Source organism: Cytophaga sp. (assembly GCF_051961495.1).
GTDB lineage: Bacteria > Bacteroidota > Bacteroidia > Cytophagales > Cytophagaceae > Cytophaga.
On sequence record NZ_JBQCDF010000298.1, the window covers coordinates 1 to 17,522 of the forward strand.

The window sequence follows — 17,522 nt, forward strand, 5'->3', positions numbered from 1 at the left end:
AGTTTCATATTTATGTGTTTTATTGATCGTAATATTGCGATGCATTGATGCAAATTTTTTTAACAGCAACTTCCTTTATTCGTTGTATAATCGGCAAATAACTTGGTTAGGTATTTCTTCGCTTGTTCCCATTCCTTTTCATCTATACAATAGCAGACTTTTACCCCTTCGATTTCTCCTTTAATAAGACCTGCTTCTTTTAATTCTTTCAAATGTTGGGAAACGGTACTCTGAGATAAAGGCAACTCGTCTACTATATCCCCGCAAATGCAAGATTGTTTTTTGATCAGCAGATCCAGAATAGCGATGCGGGCTGGGTGAGCCAGAGCTCTTGCGTAACCAGCGATTTTGTTTTCTCGAATTGTAAATTGTTCTGATTTTGAAGTCCCCATGGTAGTCTTATATATCGTAATATTACGATATAATTAGTAGTTTTCAAAACAGAAAGTTAGAGGTCCATTCACCATTCTGAATTTATGTGCAGGACTAAGTGTTATTTATGCTCTGGTATGCATATAAGCCATGGATAAATCAGAAAAGAACTACGCTAATAGCTTATTTGTTAATTAATTAGTACTTTTTCATTCCCAGGCATAAATTTTGAAAGGCTAAACGATAGAATTTGTAAATTTTTTCATGATGGATACAGAGTTAGAACACTACAAATCGGAGAATGCCCGATTAAAGGCAGAGGTCGATTTGTTAAAGGCACAGCTACAGGCAAATCCTTATAAAGAGATGTTTGAATCATCGCCGGATATCATTATCCAGCTGGATACTTCATACAGGATTTTAATCATACATATTCCCGATGTTTCTTTTGACCGGTTAAATGCTGTTGTAGGCAGAGATATATTTGAAGTAACTCCTCTCTATGCACATGAGAAAATGGCGAATGCCCTGCAATTGGTGTTTAAGGAAGGGCAGGCAGTTAAGTATTATTCCGAAGGAGAAACACTTGGAGCTTACCGCTATTATGATAATTATTTATCACCCATAAAAAATGAAACGGGCGAGATTGTTTCTGTTTATTTCAGAAGCCGTGAAATTACCGCGCAGAAGCTTGCAGAAAAGGTGTTGCTGGATAGTGAGCGGAAACTAAAAACCGTTTATGAAAATTCCATTCAGATTTTAACGATCCTGGATCTGGATCGAAAGTTTACCTGGTTCAATAAGAATGCGTTGCTGAGAAGTCCGAGTGTATTGGGTAGGCCGCTGGTTTTGGGAACTGCCGCCGAGACGTACATTGAAGAAAGCCAACGGGCATTATTTATTTCGAATTTTAATAAAGCAGTTGCAGGCCAGGAGGTGACTTATTTGAGAGAGGTAAATCTAAAGCCGGAAATCATTTTTATAGAATATACATTGAGTCCCATCCGCGAAGATGATCTGGTAGTAGGCGTATCATTAACGGGTATGAATGTAACAAAGCATAAGAAGTATGAAGACTATCTCAAAAGTATAAATGTAGAGCTTGTCAAGCAAAATGAACGGCTCAATCAATATTCTTATATTATTTCTCACAATTTAAGAGGACCGATTGCAACATTGATGGGGCTCGTAACAATTTTTGAGCAATGCAAGGATGATCCGGTTCAGATGCAGGAAATAATTGAATTGATAAAAAAATCATCTGTCAACCTGGACACCATTATTGTTGATTTGAATACAGTACTTTCAAACAGTAATAACGAAGAAAATAATCGCACAGAAATTAATTTAAAAGAAGAATGTGCAGGAATAGCTTTTTTACTGGCTTCGCAGGTTGAGAAATCAAATACTACGTTTGTATATGATTTCAAGTGCGAAAGCATTTATTCCATCAAAAGCTATATTCATAGCATCCTGTATAATTTGATTTCAAATGCGATTAAATATAAAAGCTTACATTTAAAACCCGTGATTCATCTTTCATCGTATATAGACAACGATACAATTTGCATTGAATGTAAGGATAATGGCATTGGAATTGATATGGAAAAGTTTGGAGATAAACTATTTGGCTTTTACAAGCGGTTCCATTCACATGTGGAAGGGAAAGGCCTGGGGCTTCATCTGGTCAAAAAGCAAGTAGAAATGCTTGAGGGACGGATAGAGGTAAAAAGTGCCATCGGAGAAGGTTCTACGTTTAAAATATTTTTACCTAAATAAAAATTGGTAACTTAATAATAGATAATTATTAAAAACTATGAAAAAGATAATATTGATTGCTGCGCTGTTAACTGCAGTATTTGGTACCGTGATTGCGCAGATGATTCCTACCAGTGTTAAAATTACTGTTCGCAACGACTTAGGCGGGCTTGAAAGCGGTGTGAAAGTTTCGCTTTACAAGAACAAGGAGGATTATGAAAAAAGTGTAAATCCTGAATTTTCAGGAAGTACAGATGCGAAAGGAAATGTTTATTTCCAGAACCTGACTCAACTTAATTATTATGTAGGTGCAGAAAAGGGCGATAAGAATAATTTTGGAGCAGGAGAAAAGTTAGATGCACTTACGGCCAACCGTGTCAATAAAGTAACGATCATTATATCTGAATAAGCGGTAAAGCCGGTTTATTGTGAAAGCGAAATTTCTATGAATGAAGGAATGTTTACCGCCGAAGAAAGACAGAGACTTCTTCAAGAGATAGAAAGACTGACACATGAAAATGAACGGTTGTCTGCACGGGTTGAAGATGGAAATATTTATAAAATATTTTTTGATGCACACCCGGATGTGATCTTCAAAGTTGATTTAGACTACATCATCAGTTTTGTACACATGCCGCACCGTTCGGCAGATTATATAGAATTCATTACAAATAAAAATATCCTGGATCTGATGCCGGCAGGGTTTCACGAATCTGTCAAAACGGCTATTCAGGCAAGCATTCAGACAGGGAAACCGGTTGTGTTCCATTCGGAAGGTGAACTTGATGGTGAGTATAGATACTATGAAAATTTTATTTCCCCAATCCGGAAAATTTCAGGAGAAATAAAAGAAATATTGTTTTACAGCAAAAATATTACTGCTCAGAAGAATATTGAGCATATGCTCATTAGGAATCAGCATACACTCAAAACTATTTTTGAAAATTCAGAACAGTTTATCACAGTAATAAACCTGGACCGGAAGATAGTCTGGTTCAATAAAAAATCGCAGGAATGGAGCCCTATTATTTTTGGCAGGCAAGTTGAGTTTGATTGTGAAGCAGAGTTATTTCTGCCTGAGGAATACAGAATGAGTTTCCTCGAACATTTCAATCAGGTATTGGCTGGAAAATCTGTAAACTATATCCGGAATTATACGGTCAATTCGAAACCATTTTATCTGGAACTTTCATTGAATCCTGTGTATGAAGACGGAGTAATTACAAATGTATCACTTATTGGTGTTGATATAACCAGGCATAAAGAGAATGAAGCGTTCCTGCAAAGAGCAAATAGCGAACTGACACACCAGAATGAGCAGTTGAACGAATTCTCTTACATCATATCGCACAACCTGAGAGGGCCGATCGCCACATTGATGGGGCTAGTGGATCTTTTTGAAAATAATAATGCTCAAAATCAAACCGGAGATCCTAAGCAAGCAGAGCAGTTTGTATATCATATAAAGAAAACACTACAGAAATTAGATGCAGTAATTGTAGACTTGAATTTTGTTGTGACCAACCAGGATAACAGTGTCAGTAATTACTCACTTATTGATCTGAAAGAAGAGTGCGATTCAATTTCAGACTTGCTCTCTATTCAGATTCAAAGTTCTGGTGCCGAATTTGTGTATAATTTCAAATCGGTTCCGGTTATCTGTTCTGTTAAATCTTATATCCATAATATTTTATATAATCTTATTTCGAATGCGATCAAATATAAGCGGCACAGCTATGCGCCGCTTATTTATTTATCGAGCTATCAAATCAATGACGATACCGTTTGTATTGAATGTAAGGATAATGGAATCGGGTTGGACCTGGGGCGCTACCAGGATAAGCTATTCGGCTTTTATAAACGCTTTCATCATCATGTGGAAGGTAAAGGAATTGGTTTGCATCTTGTCAAAAAGCAAATTGAATTGCTAAAGGGAAAAATAGAAGTACAGAGTGCAGTTGATCAGGGCACAACGTTTAAAATATTTTTACCGATAAGTAAACCATAAAAATAATTGAGATGCTATATACATAATAAAAAAGTCACGCCGAAAGCGTGACTTTTTTATTATGTATATAGCAGGTTGAAATATAATAATGTTGAATTAATTAATATGCAAAGTTCGTTGCAGATTAATTGTTGTATGGTAAAGACCACTCAAAGCAGCGTACAATTTTATTTTTCTTGTAATCCTGAATCAGAATATCCGGATTCAGATTTAACAAATCAAATGCTGAATCTGATTTAGAGAAAAAACTAATCATGTAGTTATTTCCTTTTAAATCTTCAGTAATCTGTTTCTGAAGTTTCTTGTCGTCTTCCTGGACAAAAACTTTGTAGTGTGGCTTTTTCATATTGGTATTATTTACGGTTATCATCTCATAAAGTTATAGAATTCAATAAGATGAATATTTACAGGATTTGAGCAAATAATTGTATGATCGCCATAACGGAGCAATATTCTAAAGTCGCTTTCCGTGTCAGCAGGCAGGTTTCTCTTATTGAAAAAGTATTATAATATTTTTCAATTTATATGCTAAAAAAATACAGCATTAGGGGATTTTGGCGCAAATTATAATCAAGGCACATCTAAATGTTTATATTTGATACCAAGATCTGTTCAGCATGGATGCAAGCATAGAGGATTTACATAAGGAAATTGCAAGATTAAAAGAAGAGGTAGCGTTGCTGAAAGAGCCGGCAAACTTAGGCATCTATAAACTTCTTTTAGAATCTTTGCCGGATACCATCATGCAGGTAGATGCGCAGCATAGAATTGTTTTAATTCATCTGCCCAACTGTCCGGTTGAGCAAATGAATGCACTAAAAGGACTGGATGTATTTGCTGTCACACCCAGATCTGTGCATGCTAAATTAAAAGATGCCCTGGAGAAAATTTTTTCAACGGGAGAAAGCCTTGTATATGAATCCGAGGGCTATATAACGAATTCGTACCGGTATTACATCAATCATGTATCTGCTATCAAAAACGAGCGGGGTGAGACCGATTTCGCGTATTTTGTTTGCAGGGAAATTACTGTACAGAAAGTAGCGCACATGCAGGCTGTTGAAAGCGAACAAAAACTTACCGCACTTTTTGAAGGGTCTTCACAGATCATTTCCCTGTTTGATAAAGAAAGCCGCTTTATCTGGTATAATAAGGCCGCATATGAAAAGAGTTTTTTTTTATTTGGAAAACATATCGTAGTTGGCGAACGTGTTGATCAGTTTTTGAAAGAAGAATTCGGAGTCGTGTTCAATAAAAATTTTCAAAAAGTATTACAGGGTGAAATTATTACCTATAACCGGGAGTATGTGTATGAAGGCAAGCCATATTTCCTGGAGATTATGCTGCAGCCGGTATATCAGAATAAAGAATTGATAGGGGTTTCCCTGATCGGTAAAAACAACACCGAACGCATGGAATATGAAAGCAGGCTTGAAAAGGCCAACAAAGAACTGATACAACAGAACGAACAGCTGAACCAATATTCTTATATTATTTCACATAACCTGCGCGCGCCCATCGTAACCTTGTTAGGACTGATCTCTATTTTTAACCAGGTTAAAAACGATCCGGATGAAGCCGATGCGATCGTTGCACATATTACCAAGTCTGCGAATCATTTAGATACGGTAATTAAAGACCTGAATCATGTATTGACGGTTAATGATAAAAAAACTGTAATGACAGATGTGCAGTTAGATGCTGAGTTCGACATTGTACGTTTTCTGTTAAAAAAGGAGATTGAGCTTTCAGCAGCTGTGATCATTTATGATTTTTCGGGCTATCCGGTCATACATTCCATTAAAAGTTATGTCCATAATATTTTATATAATCTCTTATCGAATTCTTTAAAATACAAGAAGATAAATACTCCCCCTTATATCACGGTGTCGAGCTATAAGCATCCGTCGGGCATGGTCTGTATTGAATTTTCCGATCAGGGAATCGGCGTTGATCTGGAAAAATTCAGCGATAAATTATTCGGCTTCTATAAACGTTTTCATACTCATGTTGAAGGTAAAGGGCTCGGACTACACTTAATTAAAAAGCAAATCGACTTCCTGGAAGGACGCATTGAAGTTGAAAGCGTGGTAGGGCAGGGTACCACATTTAAAGTATTGCTTCCCGAAGAAAAATTATAAAAAGATTCACAATTAAGCCTAAGCCCCTGAAAAGACCTTTTATTTTAATAGATCAGCTTCACCGGAAATATTTTTATAACCAGGCAACCGTATTGTAAAAACGCCTGTCTTGCTCATACAACCAAAATTATTTTGTATGAAACTTTTCTATCAAACACTTTTAACACTCATCATGGGAATATTTTTTCTCATAGGTACTGCTCAGGCAGATTGCTGTAACGCTGGTTTTTCCAGCACCCGATTAGGCCAATATGCCGGCCTGTATACATTTCAATTTGAAATGAATGATTCTGTTGGGTCAGACATTCAATTTGTGCAATGGGGCTTTGGTGACGGCCTGTATTCAACGGATACAAATCCTGTACATTCATATAATTATACAGGTGAATACGCCGTAACGCTCACTGTATTTAAAAAAATGATTAATGGAATCCAGCAAAGCTGCTCAGAAACACGCATGATTCGTGTTGATGGTAACTGTTCCAATTTTATTTATTTTCAATCGAATAAAAATGTTTCTTTCATCCAGACCGCTGCTTTTGACATTGATTCTGCATCGGCGTGGGCCGCAGCAAGGACATTCTTATGGACATTCGGCGACGGACAAACATCAAACGAACAAAATCCTGTGCATAGTTATAACAGAGAAGGTACTTACACTACCTGCCTGTATCAGTTCAGAAATGATTCGGCTTTTGCAGATTCTTGCTATGTGTGTAAAACATTTGTTGTACAGGATACCTCCAGGCCTGTAGTTTGTAATGCTGATTTTTTTTACCAGCAGACAGACTCTCTTGTATCTGTACATGCTTCAGATACGCTGCATGCCTCTTACTGGTGGGTTTCAGATGACACCAGCAAACAGTATGGTAACAATGCAGTTTTCCCGGTGACTTCAAATGATTCACTTGTTATATGTCATCGTACGTATGCAGATGATTATGATTCTACTCAATATTGTGAAGACTGTAAAATTTTTTACAACAGAATTCCTGTAGATACAATACCTGCAATATGCAATGCTGAGTTTTCTTATATCGTGAATGGTTCTGCTGTTGAATTATATGCCGTGGATACAGCGGCATATTCATATTGGTCGTTGAGAATAAACGGTAATGGCCAGTTTATATATCATGGCAGCAATGTTGTAGCCTATGTACCGGCTGATGCGGATGTTGATGTTTGTCATTATCAATATAGAAGCGGAGCAAACGATAGCTGTTTTGTTTGCAAGACAATTGCCGGTTCAATGGATACTACAAAAGTATGTTCTTCCGAATTTAATTATTCTGTAAGCGGCAATACAGTTTCTTTCATCCCGGACTCACTGTCGTACAATAGCATTCACCACTGGAATTTTGGAGATGGAAGTTTTTCAAATGATTCGTTACTAGTGAACCATACATTTGATACACCCGGAATCAAACGTATTTGCCATACTACGTTCAACAGAAATTATTCCATGCAGGTGATCGATAGCTGTACAACCTGCAAGGATATTCAGATCGAAGCAGCTGAAGTGTCAGTTCATCCGAATCCTGCGGTGCAGCATGTAAACTTTAAATCTAAAGATGGGGTATTTGCTTCAATCGTGATTTATAATGTGAATGGATTAGAAATGAAAAATATTACTGACATCCATTCAAATAAATACCAGGTAAGTGTTTCGGATCTTCCGAAAGGAATGTATTACGCATCTATTGTATTGACCGATGGACGCGTTAACAGGTCCACAATTGTAGTTCAGTAAATTTTTGACTTATTTTTTTAGTCCCGCTTTTATGGCGGGACTTTTTTATTTATACGAATTGAGAAAAACCGGTATTTGTAGATTGGCATTCATATTCGTATCTTTGGATTATGGTTCAGCTTTTATATAAATGCTGAATGTTGCCTAAACACCCTCGCCACCCAATATGTAATACCTGATTTCTTTTCAAATAATCTTCGTGCTCGTTCGCAGTACATTCAAATTATTTAGTTTTTAAAGAAAGAAATCATGCTGACTATTCAGGGGATTACATACACCCATGCCAATAAAGATGTATTATTTGATAATCTGCATCTGGCACTCAACAAAAAAGAAAAGATAGCACTTGTCGGTAATAACGGATCAGGAAAATCTACCTTGCTGAAAATTATTGCCGGCGATTTAAAGCCTGCAAGCGGTAGTGTGTCCGTTGATTCAAGACCCTATTATATTCCGCAATTGGCCGGACAATATGATACCTGCACGGTTGCAGAAGTATTGCAGGTGTCCGGAAAAATTGAAGCGCTAAAAAAATACTTGCAGGAGAAGCAACAGAGGAGTACCTGGAGATACTTGCAGACGACTGGTCGATCGAAGAGCGATGCGAAGAAGCCTTGTCATATTGGGGATTGAAAGATATGAACCTTATGCAGGAAATGGCTACGTTAAGCGGCGGACAGAAAACAAAAGTTTTTCTGGCAGGTATTGCTGTTCATAAGCCTGAATTTATTCTGATGGATGAACCCAGCAACCATCTGGATCAGCAGAGCAGAGAAGTGTTGTATGAATGGATACAAACAACGGCTTCTACACTCATTGTTGTGAGCCATGACAGAATGCTGTTGAATTTGCTTCATACAACATTAGAATTGTCTGCTGCCGGAATAACGTTCTATGGAGGTAATTATGATTTTTATGCAGAACAGAAAAGTATAGAAAACAATGCATTGCAGCAGGATATCAAAAACAAGGAACGGACCTTGCGGAAAGCAAAAGAAATAGAACGCGAAACGATGGAACGTCAGCAAAAGCTGGATGCCCGCGGAAAGAAAAAGCAGGAGAAGGCTGGTCTGCCGACTATTTCGATGAAGACGTTCAAAAACAATGCAGAAAAAAGTACGGCCCGTACGAAAGATGTTCATACGGAAAAAATTCAGTCTGTTGCTCAGGAGTTAACACAGTTAAGGAACGAATTACCGGATGCAGATAAAATCAAATTCAGCTTTGATCAATCCCGTTTGCATACAGGTAAGGTGTTGATCAGTGCCAGCACCGTTAATATGATGTATGCCGGAAAAGCACTTTGGAAAGAACCCCTGACATTGGAGATACTAAGCGGCACACGTACGGCTTTAAAAGGGAACAACGGATCCGGTAAAACAACATTAGTAAAAATTCTTCTCGGTCAATTGCTTCCTCATGCAGGAACTGTTCACAAAAGTTCAGACCGCATCTTGTACATCGACCAGGAATATTCTGCCATGAATCAACCACGAAGTGTTTATGAGCAAGCCGTACTTTTCAATACTTCCGGTTTGCAGGAACATGAACTCAAGATCCGGTTGAGCCGGTTTTTATTTCACAAAGACTCATGGGATAAAAGCTGCACTGTATTGAGTGGAGGCGAACGTATGCGGTTATTGCTCTGTTGCCTGACTATAACTGCCAATGCGCCGGATATGATTATCCTGGACGAACCAACCAATAACCTGGATCTTCAGAATATTGCGATATTAACTGCAGCTCTTAACGCGTACAAAGGTACACTGCTGGTGATTTCTCATGACGCATATTTTCTGCAGCAGATTGGCGTGGAAGAGGTAATAGAACTGAAAAATTTATAAGATGGAATACGCTCGGATTAAATTTTAAATAAAAAGGCTGCTGTATCGTAAGATGCAGCAGCCTTTTTATTTTTTAATAATTATTCCATCAGCTCATGTTGAACCAATTCAAAACTTTTAGGTGATATGGCAATTTCTCCGGTGTAGGGATTGTCCATCATTACAATTAAAAAGATCATAGTGCCGATGAAGAATGCACACATACCTGTTAAGAGCATTTGTACCTTGAAGCTTTCCATGATCAGGAACCAGAAAAATGAAATACACATCAATGCTCCTGTTACGCATACCAGCCATATAGTTGGAGGAAGTGAGTTGCCAATGCTCATCATGCGCATTCTCCTGAGCATAACCAGCTCATTAAATTTTCCTACAATTTCTGCCATCAATATTTCTTCCGTTGCGTTGGCAGGTTTAAAACTATATAAGTTTTTCTGCATGGGAGATAAATGATTGAATGTACCTTTTGGCGTTTCACCTTTTTGCTGCAAAGGCCAGTCCTTTTGAATGACTTCATTGGTATAATCTTTCAAGGCAGTCTGAAGTTGTGTGCGCGTAGGTTCAGGCAGCGCATCCACATCTCTGTATAATGCCCCTACGGTTGCTGCTTCAAGAGATACTTTTTCTTCTATAGATTCAAAATTTTCCCACGTGCCTACTGCAACCAGACCAAGCGTAATACCATAAAATATTCCCAGGGCAGACATGAAGAAGGAAACCTGGTCATTGCGGTCCTGTCCATAAGCATATTTGGTATGAAAGGTTTTTCTGGAAATATATAAACCCAGAAGACCAAAGGAAGGAAAGAACCCTGTAATAAGAAGAAATGAAAGAACCGGAGGAAGATTGAAAAACCAATACAACATCATTTTAGACGGGATAAGTGAAATGTTGGAATAAAAATAAGTAAAACTTGGTTATATCAGAAATGGGTACTTGTAAATCAGTGGAATTTATTGGATAATAGACAGATTGAGAAACGTCATAACTTATAATACAGATGAGCTACAGAATTGCCGAATATTTTTGTTTGAATCAGATACTGACTTTTCGGGTATGTGATAATTTTAATGAATATATAAACTATTAAACCTCTACTGTTATGAAGAGAATCAAGTGTATTGTTGCCGGTTTTTTATTGCTTGCTGGCGTGCAAGCCTTTTCGCAAGAGATCGTTTTAGAATCCGGTGATTTAAGTTTTTTAAAAAACGAAAGTAAAATCCGCGTTGAATACGACTACAGCAATGTAAGTGTAGGTGAGTATGCCAAAGAAGAAGATTATATTAAAATGAAAGTTGACGAAGCGGAAAAAAATAAACCTGGCAGTGGGGCTACTTGGCTGGCTGCATGGAAAGGGGACCGTAAGAAAACTTACGAACCAGCGTTTGAAGCGAAGCTTACTAAAAAAACGGCTCCGTTAAATTTCAGCAGTTCAAATACAAACACGAATGTGACTCTTATTATAACGGTTACTTTTATTGAGCCGGGATTTTATACAACCAGCATGATTCAGAAAAGAGCTGAAATCAGTGTAATATATACATTTGTTGATTCTAAAAATCCGGAGAAAGTACTTGCCAAGCTTTCTGGCCAGCATCTTAAATCGGTGATTGCAACGTATGATCTGGAGCAGAGGATGAAAGGGGCATATGAAAAAGCAGCGATAGAATTAGCAGACCTGATTAAAAAGTAAGATCTGTAACACTTTAAAATAAAAAAACGTCCCGACATCCCGGGACGTTTTTTTTATTTTAAATGTATGTATTAATTCTACCGAATGGATATTTTTTGTTACAGGCAGCGGATAAGACAGAAACACTGTGGCTGGCGCCAATTGGGCCACAAGGCTATCTGTTAAAACCAATCAGGCCTAATGGCTCATATACCTGTTTGTTTTGCAAGGCATTAATAAAACCTTCGGGATTTCGCTCATACATTTCCTCGATATTCAGGTTGTAGCCGATATGTGCATGCGGAATGTATTTTTTAATTCCTTCAAAAAATATTTTCTGTTCATCATCTCCGTTGCAATCAATAGCTATACATCTGTTGTCCCTGGTGTATAGCTGAAAGTGATAGGTTTTATAAAGTGTGACAATATACCAGATCGTGTGTTTGACCGTAATAGGTTTTATCCAGACAATATTTTCGGGCGTTGATTTTATTGTTTTTAACCAGAAGTTACCGGCGAAAGAATGACTTCTTATAAAGAAGTAAATGCCAGGCACCAATAAGACCGAACTTGCCGCAATGGTAGGCCATGAAGAACGGGAAACACCATAAGCAATACCAAAAATACACAGGCCGATGTATACCAGGCGCGCCAGGTTTACAGCAAATACCGATGTTTCACATTTGCTTTTTATAAAGTCTTCGAATGGTTCGTCTGAATAAAAGGTTTCAGGAAGGCATTTTATAATGCCTGCAACCTGTTCTTCTGTAAGATTTCTTGCAATAAGTTTGCTGAAAATAGTATCATTACTGCTGCCTTTTCGTTTTTCGTCAAGCGCGAAAAACCAATGGCGCTCCTTATCATAATTTAATTCGGCTGCTGATGGTTCCAGAATAGCAGTATCAAGATTTCTGTTTTCAAATTCGTTTAACAGGACAGCGCGGGCTTCTTTGGTTAAACCATTTTTTTCAGTTGCAGCAAAGTGCATGAGTTTTTCATCAGACATGGCCGCATAATTCTTTTTTAGTTGTTCAATATTGGTCATTTGACAGATAGTTCGTACACGATTGAATTGACAGGAATAAAGCTGACGGATTATTGCTGATTAAATGGTGTTTTTAACCTCCATTTCCAGATCAAGCCATTATCGGGATCGTTAATGTCTTCCGCTTTTTCAAAGCCACATTTGGTAAGTACTTTCGTGGAAGGAGTTTCGTGGCCCAAGGTGTGTGCAAGAATAATTTTTACGTCTTTATTTTTGAATGCATTTTCAATTAATCCTTTTGCCATTTCGGTCGCAAGTCCTTTGTTTCTGTATGCAGGTGCAATTTCATAGCCTATTTCAACAGCTCCGTCTTCGGGTTTGCCTTTATAGCCACCGCTGCCGATCAGCTTGTTTTCTTTTTTATAAACAGGGAAGTAGGTCCACCAAAGATCTTCATCCGGATTAGCAACTAGTTTGTCGAGTACATATTGAAGAGCAAATGAGCCGAATTCTGTCCAGTGATTATCAATGCTTACGTGCAATGCTGCAGCGAGCTGTTTGTCGCCTGCAAGGGCTTTTTGCAACAGGTCAATATTGGCAGGGATAAGTGTTAGGTTTTCTGTTTCGATTGTCATAGGGGTTTGGTATTCATGAGCCGAATATGCAAAAAAAATATTTATCGAACGGTAATGATAACAAAATATATGCAATCATCTTAAGTAGAAGTAAAGTTATCGTCCAGTTCAGGTGCGGCTAAGGCAGATTCCGGGCGCCAGTGGAGGCTGGATTAAATAAAAAAACAGCCACATTGATGCGGCTGTTTTTTTATTTAATTAGTTGGTATGTTCGTTAAGCAATTTCAATCATTCTCGGTTCTTTGGCTTTCTCTTTTTCTTTTTTCGGAATCTGCAGATACAATACTCCGTCTTCATATTTCGCTTCGATCTTTTCGATATCAACGATATCTTTAGGAAGCGTGAATGAACGTTCAAAAGACTGATAGCTGAATTCTCTCGTTGTATATTGGGTACCTTGCTGATCTTCTTTTTCAGTAGTTTTTTCAGAACGGATCGTGAGAACATTTCCGTCTACTTTAATACTGAAATCTTTTTTATTCATTCCGGGAGCAGCAACTTCAACAGCGAAATTTTCAGGTGTTTCTTTTATGTTCACTGCCGGAACAGTTGTATTTGTTTTAGAATAGTCTGTAAGACCCCAGTTATACGGATTGCGGCTTAACAGTTCGTCGAAAATAAATGGAAAGTTTCCATTTCTTTTTACAAGTGTCATAATTACCTCCTTTTTATTAATGGTTTTTAAACGTATATCTGTTGTAAAACAAATCAAATACCAAGGGGTTAACGAAGTGGTAATACTGTAAAAATTTCAGCGTATGAATTAATTTTATGTATAAAAACTGAAAAAATGGCCGAATTTTAAAGACATTTTTTCAGTTTGTGATCGTAACCTCTCAGACTGGGACTGGAGTCAGGCGGGAATTCCGACGGGTTGGATATCAGAACTGATTATTTGCAGTTCGGAAATACTCCATCTGACTTCCGGACTACGATGGAGTACTTCCGAAGTCCGGGGAGGCAGATATTGCTCTTGCCCTTGTCGGAGTTCCCGGAAAGCAATTATGTGTTAATGGAAAATATCATTTTCCGGGTCTCCGACAAGCTGTTGGCTAAAAGAACCAATACTTCATATATATGATAAATAAAAATGATATTTTATTTAAGTAGAGGATCTCTGGCTTGTCGGAGACCCAAGAGGAATCATCCGGCCATTGTGTATTTTCAGAGGTCTTGGAACTCCGACAAGGGGCTGTGACCGGCACCTGTTGTTGATGTTAGAAGATGGTAACCCCGAAAGCAATTCCTATAAAAATATTATTTGCGCGGAAAGGAATTGAATGGAAAGGTTGATTGTCATACGTAGCTGTTATTTCTTCATGTTTTTTTATTTTAGTATCGGTACTCTTTGAAATAAAATGAGAAGAATCTGAGTAGGAATGTTGTATCAGTTGAAGACCGCCACTTTGAAATAAGGGGATAAAGTACGAAACAAATAACTGAACACTCATTTTTGTTTTATATGGATTGGTACAGAAAACAATTTTGGGTTGAATACCAATTTGATTTTGTTTGTAATTGATGGCAAGTCTGTCCGAGTGATATACATGCTTTACTATTCCATAAGACGTTGAATACGTAGGGCCAGCTTCTTTTCCCAGAAGATAGATGGTTGTATTTGTATTGTCAATATTCCCGAGATTACCGCCGCTAAAACTAAACGCAGTTATATGTAAAGAAGGTCTTAAAATCCAGGTACAATTTGCTATCCGTTCCCGCAATTTTTGGCTTTGATGTCCCAGATATATATTCCTTCCGTAACCGACAGAATAGTAAGCTCCCTGGTATGTGGTGTTGAAGCCAGTAGTAAAGTTTATCACATAAAAAGGTTTTGATATGTCCAGTCCAAATGAAAGTTGGGGTGATTGTCCGGAAAGCAACCGGTCACTGTTTCCGGTGAATACATGAGATGTTCTAACGCCATTCACATCCATTGTTTCATATGGAAAGCTGATATTCATATTGGCGGTATGGTTTGTTGTAGATACCATGCCTAATCCAAAAAATAAGAGTGTAATCTTCGGGCCGAATTGAATCGGAAAAGAATGTTCGCGTCTTAATTCATTCCGTTGGCTTACCTGAGCGGAAACAATGGTAGAGGCAGAAAACATGAATATAGTTGATACTGCTATAATGTATTTTTTAAAAATCAAATATTGTTTCATAACAGCGTATACTAAAATTATGTCTGCGTTAATGATCTGTACCAATCAGGATATGAAGGAAGAAATGAATGCCAGTATGATTGAGGTATCCAGATTGGACTGTATATACAAGTTAACTTTTTATAGTTTAATGTATTTATATATACATGCATAAAACCATCAGAACTAAGAAAGTCTATATTTTTTCTCTATGAATTAATATTCTTTCTATATAAAGGAGTGAAGCAATGCTTCGCCCTGTATTTTCTCTTACAATTTCTCGACCGTGTCGGCGAAGAAATGCAGGGAAAGATCTCACTGGCGCCAGGTGGGAATTCCGGCGTGTTGAATGTCGGAACTAATTATTCGTAGTTCAGAACTACGCTGCCGTACTTAAGAGGTACAACGCCGGACCTAAAAGGTACTCGATCGTACCTCCGAAGTCCGATGAAGTAGTTCTGAGGTTCTTCGTCGGAGGTCTTTACTACTTTGCAGGACTTCCGAACTACGTCGTCGGACCTTTTTACTACTACGTCGTAGTTCCGAACTACTTCATCGGACTTCGGAACTACGATGGGGCAGTTCCGAAGTCTGTGGAGGTAGATATTACAGCAACTGGATTTTTTTGCTCCATATCGGATTTTCCTTTGTATGAAAACGGATTACAAATCCATTTTATCTGGCTTCGGTTCGCCGCGGCGAATGCAAATTCCGGAGAGCGGGCCGTCTCTGGCGCTAGTCTGAGTGATAGCGAGTCCGCCGCGGCGGAAGTGCTTATTATTTTCCAGTCTCTGACTGGCTTATATTTTTGTAATATGCAGTCAGAGACTGCCAAATGGTGGACACTAGTCCCCGCTGCGCTAAGACTGGCGCCAGGTGGAGACGAATGATGGACAGACTGATGCCAGATGAAATATTCTTTGATGTCTCCGACAAGCTGTGTTTGTCAAGCACAGGTTATGCTATTATATTCATTTAAATGATTGTACAGCTCTTTTTATATACGGCTCTCTAACGAAGGTTTATCGGAGACCTAGGAAATGACAGTTATTCATGAAATAGCCTTTTGGTTGCCTTGAGAACTCCGACAAGGGCGAAGAAATCAACTAGCTACCAAACAATCGGAAAAAAAGTTTAAAAATAATTATCTTAGGTTTTAATAAACAAAATCTATGAAAGCATTTTTAATTACTTCTGTTTTTATTTTTTCAAATATTCTTGCGCTAGCACAAAGTATTAAGTCTTTGAATTATGCACACATGTATCATTTTTTTAATGATACTATTATTGTTGCTACAAGTGAATTCAATATAGAAACATCTTCTTACAATATTATACTTGGCAATTTGGAGAATGATCAAGAAAGTATACTTAATTATAAAAATGAATCTCTGTCTACACTTCAGTATCCCACATATATAAAATCTCATGGTAGTTTCTTTTTAATAAAAGTGGATGCGGATACTTATAAAATATTGAAATATCTGCCAGATGCACAATTAGACGTGTCTTTTGGTGTAAGAGGAGAAATAACTATTGTAATACCTACAAAAAAGGAAGTTGGTATTTTCTCGTTTACAAAAAACAATCAGGATGAATTGTATGTATACGGAGACTTTTTGGGAGAAGAGGGATTTCGGAAAGTTTTTATAAACAAATATTTATGTAACGGAATTATGGATGGTACATTTGGGGACAAAGGTGTTGTAGTTTTAGAGAATGATCCTGCAGTTTTAGGAGTCAAAAATGTCTCAATATTGAAGGATGGTATTGTTGTGGTTATGGAATACGCTGCTAAAATTGAAGGGAAAATGAAAGTAATTTACAATCTGACAAAGTTGGATAATAAAGGTAATGAAGTTGCTTTTACTTTTAATTATGAATCACACGTAATGGCAATAGAAAATGATAATCATGCAATGTATGTGTTTTGTAAACATAAGGTCGTTATGCTGGACTTGAATTTAAAGATAGTTAAAGAATATGAAGGAATAGAAAATAGTGTTATGTCAAGAGCGATTGCCGGAAACGGATTAAAGAAAAATTTAATTGTAGCAAATAGAGGAGTTCTTTCTCAATCCTCATTCAATTCTGTTATATATGAATTAAGCGATAACGCAACTATATATTACGAACCTGTTTCAGATAATCTAAAATTATTTATTGTTGATTATTATTATGCAAATGATGAATTAAAATTGTTGTGTGCTGTC

16 protein-coding genes are annotated in these 17,522 nt (G+C 37.5%); 9 read left to right on the forward strand and 7 right to left on the reverse strand.

What is annotated here, in order from left to right; translation table 11 throughout:
- Window positions 1-59: 59 nt before the first annotated feature.
- Complete coding sequence (locus ACTHJT_RS16615) at window positions 60-392, reverse strand: ArsR/SmtB family transcription factor (protein WP_440240274.1); 333 nt, start codon at window positions 390-392, stop codon at window positions 60-62.
- Window positions 393-636: 244 nt separating this feature from the next.
- On the opposite strand from ACTHJT_RS16615, the gene ACTHJT_RS16620 reads away from it, so the two are divergent.
- Genes ACTHJT_RS16620 through ACTHJT_RS16630 form a run of 3 tightly spaced genes read left to right on the forward strand, consistent with a single transcriptional unit; the run spans window position 637 to window position 4,138 of the window.
- A complete protein-coding gene (locus tag ACTHJT_RS16620) occupies window positions 637-2,151 on the forward strand; it encodes an ATP-binding protein (RefSeq protein WP_440240276.1) in 1,515 nt (504 codons plus the stop codon).
- Between the two features lie 37 nt (window positions 2,152-2,188).
- Window positions 2,189-2,539, forward strand: coding sequence for a hypothetical protein (locus tag ACTHJT_RS16625; protein ID WP_440240278.1), 351 nt, complete (start codon window positions 2,189-2,191; stop codon window positions 2,537-2,539).
- A 36-nt stretch (window positions 2,540-2,575) separates the two neighbouring features.
- Window positions 2,576-4,138 (forward strand): sensor histidine kinase, encoded by a 1,563-nt coding sequence (locus ACTHJT_RS16630; protein WP_440240280.1) that lies wholly within the window; start codon window positions 2,576-2,578, stop codon window positions 4,136-4,138.
- Between the two features lie 124 nt (window positions 4,139-4,262).
- On the opposite strand, the gene ACTHJT_RS16635 is transcribed toward ACTHJT_RS16630, so the two are convergent.
- On the reverse strand, window positions 4,263-4,484 hold the full coding sequence (locus ACTHJT_RS16635; RefSeq protein ID WP_440240282.1) for a hypothetical protein: 222 nt from the start codon (window positions 4,482-4,484) through the stop codon (window positions 4,263-4,265).
- 271 nt (window positions 4,485-4,755) lie between these two features.
- Between ACTHJT_RS16635 and ACTHJT_RS16640 the strand changes: the two genes are divergently transcribed.
- The 4 genes from ACTHJT_RS16640 (at window position 4,756) to ACTHJT_RS16655 (ending at window position 9,873) form a co-directional block, all read left to right on the forward strand.
- Window positions 4,756-6,279, forward strand: coding sequence for a PAS domain-containing sensor histidine kinase (locus tag ACTHJT_RS16640; RefSeq protein WP_440240284.1), 1,524 nt, complete (start codon window positions 4,756-4,758; stop codon window positions 6,277-6,279).
- A 136-nt stretch (window positions 6,280-6,415) separates the two neighbouring features.
- Window positions 6,416-8,029, forward strand: coding sequence for a PKD domain-containing protein (locus ACTHJT_RS16645; RefSeq protein WP_440240286.1), 1,614 nt, complete (start codon window positions 6,416-6,418; stop codon window positions 8,027-8,029).
- 249 nt (window positions 8,030-8,278) lie between these two features.
- On the forward strand, window positions 8,279-8,662 hold the full coding sequence (locus ACTHJT_RS16650) for an ATP-binding cassette domain-containing protein (RefSeq protein ID WP_440240288.1): 384 nt from the start codon (window positions 8,279-8,281) through the stop codon (window positions 8,660-8,662).
- A 5-nt stretch (window positions 8,663-8,667) separates the two neighbouring features.
- Entirely contained in the window at window positions 8,668-9,873 is a 1,206-nt protein-coding gene (locus tag ACTHJT_RS16655; protein ID WP_440240290.1) for an ATP-binding cassette domain-containing protein, read from the forward strand.
- Between the two features lie 80 nt (window positions 9,874-9,953).
- Here the strand turns inward: ACTHJT_RS16655 and ACTHJT_RS16660 are convergent, their stop codons facing one another.
- A complete protein-coding gene (locus tag ACTHJT_RS16660; protein ID WP_440240292.1) occupies window positions 9,954-10,742 on the reverse strand; it encodes a hypothetical protein in 789 nt (262 codons plus the stop codon).
- Between the two features lie 233 nt (window positions 10,743-10,975).
- On the opposite strand from ACTHJT_RS16660, the gene ACTHJT_RS16665 reads away from it, so the two are divergent.
- Window positions 10,976-11,566 (forward strand): hypothetical protein, encoded by a 591-nt coding sequence (locus tag ACTHJT_RS16665; protein ID WP_440240294.1) that lies wholly within the window; start codon window positions 10,976-10,978, stop codon window positions 11,564-11,566.
- A 154-nt stretch (window positions 11,567-11,720) separates the two neighbouring features.
- Here the strand turns inward: ACTHJT_RS16665 and ACTHJT_RS16670 are convergent, their stop codons facing one another.
- The 4 genes from ACTHJT_RS16670 to ACTHJT_RS16685 form a co-directional block, all read right to left on the reverse strand.
- On the reverse strand, window positions 11,721-12,590 hold the full coding sequence (locus ACTHJT_RS16670) for a hypothetical protein (protein WP_440240296.1): 870 nt from the start codon (window positions 12,588-12,590) through the stop codon (window positions 11,721-11,723).
- A gap of 50 nt (window positions 12,591-12,640) precedes the next feature.
- Window positions 12,641-13,165 carry a GNAT family N-acetyltransferase gene (locus ACTHJT_RS16675; RefSeq protein WP_440240298.1) on the reverse strand — a complete coding sequence of 175 codons (525 nt, stop codon included), beginning with the start codon at window positions 13,163-13,165 and terminating at the stop codon, window positions 12,641-12,643.
- A 214-nt stretch (window positions 13,166-13,379) separates the two neighbouring features.
- A complete protein-coding gene (locus ACTHJT_RS16680) occupies window positions 13,380-13,820 on the reverse strand; it encodes an Hsp20/alpha crystallin family protein (RefSeq protein ID WP_440240300.1) in 441 nt (146 codons plus the stop codon).
- Between the two features lie 562 nt (window positions 13,821-14,382).
- Complete coding sequence (locus tag ACTHJT_RS16685) at window positions 14,383-15,276, reverse strand: hypothetical protein (protein ID WP_440240302.1); 894 nt, start codon at window positions 15,274-15,276, stop codon at window positions 14,383-14,385.
- A gap of 1,205 nt (window positions 15,277-16,481) precedes the next feature.
- Here ACTHJT_RS16685 and ACTHJT_RS16690 point away from each other — a divergent pair.
- On the forward strand, window positions 16,482-17,522 hold a 1,041-nt coding region (locus tag ACTHJT_RS16690), incomplete at its 3' end, for a hypothetical protein (protein ID WP_440240304.1).

Coding starts and splice junctions, on each gene's coding strand:
- ACTHJT_RS16635 (WP_440240282.1), bottom strand. CDS start 4,484: ATGAAAAAGCCACACTACAAAGTTTTTGTCCAGGAAGACGACAAGAAA.
- ACTHJT_RS16670 (WP_440240296.1), bottom strand. CDS start 12,590: ATGACCAATATTGAACAACTAAAAAAGAATTATGCGGCCATGTCTGAT.
- ACTHJT_RS16645 (WP_440240286.1), top strand. CDS start 6,416: ATGAAACTTTTCTATCAAACACTTTTAACACTCATCATGGGAATATTT.
- ACTHJT_RS16640 (WP_440240284.1), top strand. CDS start 4,756: ATGGATGCAAGCATAGAGGATTTACATAAGGAAATTGCAAGATTAAAA.
- ACTHJT_RS16675 (WP_440240298.1), bottom strand. CDS start 13,165: ATGACAATCGAAACAGAAAACCTAACACTTATCCCTGCCAATATTGAC.
- ACTHJT_RS16665 (WP_440240294.1), top strand. CDS start 10,976: ATGAAGAGAATCAAGTGTATTGTTGCCGGTTTTTTATTGCTTGCTGGC.
- ACTHJT_RS16680 (WP_440240300.1), bottom strand. CDS start 13,820: ATGACACTTGTAAAAAGAAATGGAAACTTTCCATTTATTTTCGACGAA.
- ACTHJT_RS16685 (WP_440240302.1), bottom strand. CDS start 15,276: ATGTTTTCTGCCTCTACCATTGTTTCCGCTCAGGTAAGCCAACGGAAT.
- ACTHJT_RS16650 (WP_440240288.1), top strand. CDS start 8,279: ATGCTGACTATTCAGGGGATTACATACACCCATGCCAATAAAGATGTA.
- ACTHJT_RS16625 (WP_440240278.1), top strand. CDS start 2,189: ATGAAAAAGATAATATTGATTGCTGCGCTGTTAACTGCAGTATTTGGT.
- ACTHJT_RS16655 (WP_440240290.1), top strand. CDS start 8,668: ATGAACCTTATGCAGGAAATGGCTACGTTAAGCGGCGGACAGAAAACA.
- ACTHJT_RS16620 (WP_440240276.1), top strand. CDS start 637: ATGATGGATACAGAGTTAGAACACTACAAATCGGAGAATGCCCGATTA.
- ACTHJT_RS16630 (WP_440240280.1), top strand. CDS start 2,576: ATGAATGAAGGAATGTTTACCGCCGAAGAAAGACAGAGACTTCTTCAA.
- ACTHJT_RS16615 (WP_440240274.1), bottom strand. CDS start 392: ATGGGGACTTCAAAATCAGAACAATTTACAATTCGAGAAAACAAAATC.
- ACTHJT_RS16660 (WP_440240292.1), bottom strand. CDS start 10,742: ATGATGTTGTATTGGTTTTTCAATCTTCCTCCGGTTCTTTCATTTCTT.